At 70.2% G+C, this 6,058-nt stretch carries 6 protein-coding genes; all 6 read right to left on the bottom strand.

Annotated elements, in window-relative coordinates:
- Positions 1-246: 246 nt before the first annotated feature.
- Complete coding sequence (gene ccmI / locus EQG76_RS28080; protein ID WP_159718400.1) at positions 247-1,647, bottom strand: c-type cytochrome biogenesis protein CcmI; 1,401 nt, start codon at positions 1,645-1,647, stop codon at positions 247-249.
- Entirely contained in the window at positions 1,644-2,162 is a 519-nt protein-coding gene (locus tag EQG76_RS28075) for a cytochrome c-type biogenesis protein (protein WP_159718398.1), read from the bottom strand. Before EQG76_RS28075 ends, ccmI begins: the two co-directional genes overlap by 4 nt.
- The gene (locus tag EQG76_RS28070; protein WP_235031596.1) at positions 2,159-2,797 is read right to left on the bottom strand and encodes a DsbE family thiol:disulfide interchange protein; all 639 of its coding nucleotides are present in this window, start codon (positions 2,795-2,797) and stop codon (positions 2,159-2,161) included. The genes EQG76_RS28075 and EQG76_RS28070 overlap by 4 nt, the downstream gene beginning before the upstream one ends.
- Positions 2,794-4,782, bottom strand: a complete 1,989-nt coding sequence (locus EQG76_RS28065; protein ID WP_159718396.1) for a heme lyase CcmF/NrfE family subunit — start codon at positions 4,780-4,782, stop codon at positions 2,794-2,796. Before EQG76_RS28065 ends, EQG76_RS28070 begins: the two co-directional genes overlap by 4 nt.
- Positions 4,779-5,237, bottom strand: a complete 459-nt coding sequence (gene ccmE / locus EQG76_RS28060) for a cytochrome c maturation protein CcmE (RefSeq protein WP_159718394.1) — start codon at positions 5,235-5,237, stop codon at positions 4,779-4,781. The genes EQG76_RS28065 and ccmE overlap by 4 nt, the downstream gene beginning before the upstream one ends.
- Before the next feature lie 228 nt (positions 5,238-5,465).
- The coding region (gene ureG, locus EQG76_RS28055) for an urease accessory protein UreG (protein WP_159718392.1) at positions 5,466-6,058 on the bottom strand (593 nt) is incomplete at its 5' end.

Genomic DNA, 6,058 nt, shown 5'->3' with positions numbered 1-6,058 from the left:
GCCGCCAGCCCACCGCTTGCCATGCCTTTGGCCAACCAGACCCTCGGAGCAGCTCCTCGCAGGGTGGGTGTGAGGCATCAGGACCATACCCGCCCCTTCAGCGCCCGCCGGCGCCTCCTCTGTGGGTCGGCTCGATGGTCTGCTGGCCACCGGTGGTCCTGTGAGCTGCCGCCATGAGCCCGATCATGCCGGGGAGGCCGGCAAGATCCACAGTTCTTGCTCTTGCGGATTCTTTCGAGTCCGCGCCTATGGACGCAGCTCGTGGATCAACTGTTCGATCGCGGCGCGGTCTGGATGGTCGGTGGGCAGACGGTCCAGCAGGGCACTCCAATGGGCGAGAGCCCCAGCGCGGTCGCCGGCCTGGACGGCGGCCAGGCCCAGGAACCAGGCGGGCTGCGGATCGTCCGGCGCCAGCTTCTCCAGCCGCTCGAACACGTCCTTGGCGGCATCGTTCACCAGCGGCAGCCCGGTCGGGGCGTGCTGCTCGGTGATCAGGGCATTGCCCCAAGCCGCGAGGATCGCCGGATCGTCCGGACGCAGCGCGGCCGCTCGCTCATAGGCAGTCGCCGCGCGTGCCTTCTCGTCCAGGACCTCGCGCGCCCGGGCCAGCCGGACCCAGCCATCCGCATTGTCGGGATCGGCCTGGAGGCGCGCCTCCAGGCCGTCGACCATGGCCCGGATCCGCTGGTCGCGCTCCTCCGGCGTCAACTCGGCCATCTCCGCCATGGCCTGGGCGTCGGGCATGCCCTGCACCGCCGTCGCCCCCGGATCGCCGGCATCCAGGCCGGCCTGGCTTGCCGCCACTCGGATCGATTCGACCAGTTGGGCTCGCCATGGCGCATCCTCCGGTGCCCGTGCCAGGAGCCGCCGCCACCGCTCGATCGCACTCGGGACATCGCCCGCCTGTGCCTCCGCCACACCGACGAAATAGGCGGCGCGCGGATCCGCGGCGGCCTCGCCGCCCGGAGCCTCCAGTGCCTCGCGGAACAGTTCCAGGGCTTCCGGCGACACCACGCCCCCGGCCGCCCGGGTCAGCAGGTCCGCCAGTTCCACCGGCAACCGTGGATCGTCCGGCGCCTGTGTCCTGGCGCGACGGAGGGAGCCGATCGCCTCGTCCATCCGGCCGAGCTCGGCCTGCAGCCGGCCGAGCTCCAGCCAGCCGCCGGGATCGTCCGGTGCCTGGCCAAGCCGGTCCGACAGCTCGGCCGCTGCCTTTTCGAGCAGGGCGCGCTGCTCGCCTGACGCGAGCGGGCCCGCAGCGTCGTCGGCCGGCCGAGAGGGCAGGTCCGGCCGCCCGAGCGCCAGATAAGTGGCGAATCCCAGCACCGGCAGCAGGGCCGCGAGCGTTGCGACCGCGGCGACCGGCGCGCGCCGTCCGGGCGCCGGATCCGGCGTGCCGGCCTCCTCGGCAGCACTGACCCGCAGGATCCGGCGGCGAATCTCGATACGCGCGGCCTCGGCCTGGTCCGGGAGGATCAGGCCGCGGGCCTGATCGCGATCGACCTCGGCCAGCTGGTCGCGATAAACAGCCAGGTCGTGCCGGCCACGCGGGGCGACAGCCCGCCGCGCCAGCAGCGGCCAGAGCAAACACAGGACGGCGACGGCTAGGACCGGCACGGCCGCCAGCAGGAAGGAACCCTCGATCATCCGGCGGACGGCCGCTCGCCGGGGCCAGGCAGCGGCGCATCCGGGCCGGCTTCCGCCAACATCCGGTCCAGCCGGCGCTCCTCCTCCGTGCTCAGGCCAGGTTCCGGTTCCATCGCCGAGCGGCGCCGCCAGAGGAACGCCGTGGCTCCCGCTGCCAGCAGCAGCGCCAGGGGGCCGAACCACAGCAGCCAAGTGGCGGCGGTGACCGGCGGTCGCAGCAGGACGAACTCGCCATAGCGGTCGGTCAGATAGGCCAGGATCGCCTGGTCATCGTCGCCGGCGGCGATCCGTTCGCGCACGATCCGGCGCAGGTCCCTAGCCAGGTCGGCATCGCTGTCGTCGATCGACTGGTTCTGGCAGACGAGGCAGCGCAGCTCCCGGCCGAGTTCACGAGCCCGCGCCTCCTGCGCCGGATCGGCCAGTTGCTCGTCCGGGGTCACTGCCAGAAGCCGCGTTCCGCCCGGTGCCAGGGCCAGCAGGAAAGCGAGGAGGGTTGCTGCGATCCAGCGGGTCATCCGCCGCCTCCCGCCAAGGCCGGCAAGATGCGGTCCTGGACGATTTCTGGCGACAGCGGCCCTGGGAAGCGCAGCACGATCCTGCCCCCCCGGTCGATCACGAAGGTCTCCGGGACCCCGTACACCCCCCAGTCGATCGCGACGCGCCCATCCCGGTCCGCACCGATCCGTGCATAGGGGTCGCCCAACTGATCGATGAAGGCCAGCGCCTTGGCCGGCTCGTCCTTGTAGTTGATGCCGACCACCGGAATGCCCTGGCGCTGAAGGTCCATCAGGACCGGATGCTCGATCCGGCATGGCACGCACCAGGAGGCAAACACGTTCACGAGCTTCGGCTGGCCGTCGCGCAGGTCGGCGGCGGCCAATCCGTCGGTGCGCCCGGGCAAGGGCGGCAGGTCGAAGTCCGGCACCGGCTTGCCGACCAGGGCAGACGGCAGCTCGGCGGGGTTCTTGCCCATGTTCAGCCAGAACACGCCGCCCAGCACCAGCATCAGGACGAGCGGCAGGAAGGCCAGCCAGCGCCACCCACGGCGCCCTCCCGTGCGCGCCACTGACGCTTGCGCCATGGCCGGCTTGTCGGCGGGTGGCATGGAGGATGGCGTACCGGCGGCCCGCGGCTGCTTTCTGGTGCTCACGCCGCCATCCCCTCACCGGCAGGCAGCCGGCGTCTGGCACGGCTGGGGGCGCCTACGCGCAGGCGGCGGTCGGACAGGCTGACCAAGCCGCCCAGGCCAGTGACCGCCGCACCCCACCAGATCCACACCACCAGGGGCTCGCGATACAGCCGCACGGCCCAACGCCCGTCCGCGGCCTGGTCACCCAGCACGTAATAATGGTCGGCCCAGGGCGAGGTTAGGATGCCGGGCTTGGTGGTGGGCATGCCTTCCACCGGGAAGAACCGCTTCTCCGAACGGATCCGGTGTACTTCCTCCCCGTTGCGCTCTGCCTGGAACTCGCCGACCGTGGCGACGTAGTTCGGCCCCTGCTCCTGGTGCACCTCGACCAGTCGGACCTGTAGGGAGCCCAACGCCGTCGCCTCGCCCACCGCGAGTGCCGCGATCCGCTCCTCACGGAGAGCAGTGGCACCCGTAACGCCCAGCACCAGCAGGCCCACCCCGGCATGGGCCAGGGCCACCCCCAGCGCCGAACGCGGCAGGCCGCGCAGCCGGCGCAGCGACTGCCTTGGGGTTACGCGGAACAGGGCGATGCGCTCGGCCAGGTCGACCAGCGCACCCAGCACCAGCCACAGCGCCAGGCCGAAGCCCAGGGCAGCACCCAGAAGCTGCCAGCCCAGCAGGAGCAAGGCCAAGCCAACCGCCAGGAGTGCCGCCAGGAAGGCCAGGCGCAGGCGCTGCAGCACGCCCGGCAGATCGCCCCGCTTCCAAGCCAGGAGGCTGCCGACCGGCATGGCCAGCAGCAGCGGCACCATCAGGGGCACGAAGGTCGCGTCGAAATAGGGCGGGCCCACCGAGATCTTCGGCCCGCCGACCGTGTCGAGGAACAAAGGATAGAGCGTGCCGAGCAGCACGGTGCCAACCGCCGTGGCCAGCAGCACGTTGTTCAGGAGCAGCCCGCTTTCCCGGCTGATCGGGGCGAAGCTGCCGCCCGGGCGCAGCATCGGTGCCCGCCAGGCGAACATGGCGAACGCCCCGCCGATCGCCACCACCAGCAGCGCCAGGATGAAGACGCCGCGGGTCGGGTCGGACGCAAAGGCGTGCACCGAGGTCAGCACGCCCGAGCGCACCAGGAAGGTGCCCAGGAGCGACAGGGCAAAGGACAGGATCGCCAGCAGGATGGTCCAGGCTTTCAGCGTGTCGCGCTTTTCCACCACCACCGCGGAGTGCAGCAGCGCAGTGGCGGCCAGCCATGGCATGAACGAGGCGTTCTCCACCGGGTCCCAGAACCACCAGCCGCCCCAGCCGAGCGTGTAGTAGGCCCACCAGGAGCCCAGCGCGATGCCGAAGGTCAGCGCCGCCCAGGCGACCAGCACCCAGGGCCGCAGCCAGCGCGCCCAGGCGGCATCTACTTGCCCTTCGATCAGGGCCGCCATGGCGAAGCTGAAGGCCGTCGATAGGCCGACATAGCCCAGGTAGAGCATGGGCGGATGCATGGCCAAGCCCGGATCCTGCAGGATCGGGTTCAGGCCGTTGCCGTCCAAAGGTGCCGGGTCCAGGCGCAGGAACGGGTTGGAGGTGAACAGGACGAAGGCGAGGAAGCCCGCCCCGATCAGGCCCTGCACCGCCAGCACGCGAGCCTTGAACGGCAGCGGCAGGTTCGCACCCAGCGCTGCCACCGCCGCACCGAAGATCGCGAGGATCCAGACCCAGAGCAGCAGGGACCCCTCGTGATTCCCCCAGACCCCGCTGATCTTATAGATGAGCGGCTTGGCAGAATGGCTATTGGTGGCGACGTTGGCCACGGAGAAGTCGGAGGCCACATAGGCCCAGGTCAGCGCGCCGAACGCCAGGGTCACCATCACGAACTGGCCGACCGCACCACTCACGGCCAGGCGCATGCCGACCGGGTCGCCCCGGACCGCCGACCAGAGCGGCAGCGTGCCCTGCAGCAGGGCCAGCGTGAGAGCCAGCACCAGCGCCAGATGGCCGAGTTCGGGGATCATTGGCTGGGCACCCCGCTGCCGTCATGCTGCCAGACGCCGGCGTCTTTGAGCGAGTCCACCACCTCCTTGGGCATGTAGCTCTCGTCGTGCTTGGCCAGCACCTCGATGGCGCGGAACGTCCCGTCCGGCTCCAGCTCGCCCTGGGCCACGATCCCCTGCCCTTCCCGGAACAGGTCGGGCAGCACGCCCGCATACTGGACCGGCACCTCCTGCTGCGTGTCGGTGAGCCGGAAGCGGACCACGCCGTCAGCGGCATGCTCGATGCTTCCGGCGACCACCAGGCCGCCGATCCGGAAGTTGCGGGCCTCCGGCACCTCGCGCGCCGCCACCTGGCTTGGCGTCACGAAGAACGCGACATTCTGCTCGAGCGCGGTCAGCACCAAGGCGGCGGCGCCACCCAGGAGTATGAGGCTGCCCAGGACCAGATAGAGACGCTGCTTCTTTCTAAGGCGCATAAGACTGGTTCGAGAATCCGATGGTGCCCCGGCCCGGTCGGGATCGCAGTGGAGGTAGCCAGGGAAACGATTGATGGAACGCCCTGTCCGCCCCGCTGCGACACCCAGCCGCGCCAGCTATTCGAGTATGTTGCCAGCGTCGGCGCAGACGGAGCCTGCGTCAAGACGCATGCTCGCCCCTGCTCCGGAAGTCTTATCGCATCTGTTCCTGAAGACTTCGTGAAGGCGTCAGCCCGGCTCCGCCAATCTGGCCAGCGCCCGGTCGTTGCAGGCAGGAATCCCGATCGGCTGGTGCGGCAGGCGCCAGGGCAGGCCGCCCAGGTCCAGGAGGGTCGCTGCGACCTCGTCCACGCCCTGCCCGTTCTTGATCTGGGCGAACACGAACGGCCGCTTGCCACGCATCCGGGCTGCATCCCGGTCCATCACCGGGAGCGAGGCGCCGACCAGCGGCGCCAGGTCGGTCTTGTTGATGACCAAGAGATCCGAGCGGGTGATGCCCGGGCCGCCCTTGCGCGGGATCTTCTCGCCGGCGGCCACGTCGATCACGTAGATCGTGACGTCGGCCAGCTCGGGGCTGAAGGTGGCGGCCAGGTTGTCACCGCCGCTTTCGATGAACAGCACCTCCAGGTCGGGGAAACGCTGGCACATCTCGTCGATGGCGCGGAGGTTGATCGAGGCATCCTCGCGGATCGCGGTATGCGGGCAACCGCCGGTCTCCACGCCCATGATCCGGTCCGGTTCCAGCGCCCCGGAACGGGTCAGGATCTCGGCATCCTCCTTCGTGTAGATGTCGTTGGTGATCGCCGCGATGGCGTAATGGC

Origin of the sequence: Geminicoccus flavidas (assembly GCF_009806515.1) — a bacterium.
In the GTDB taxonomy this organism is placed as follows: domain Bacteria; phylum Pseudomonadota; class Alphaproteobacteria; order Geminicoccales; family Geminicoccaceae; genus Geminicoccus; species Geminicoccus flavidus.
The sequence above is the reverse complement of the archived record's forward strand: the minus strand, read 5'-3'. Positions and strand labels throughout refer to the sequence as shown.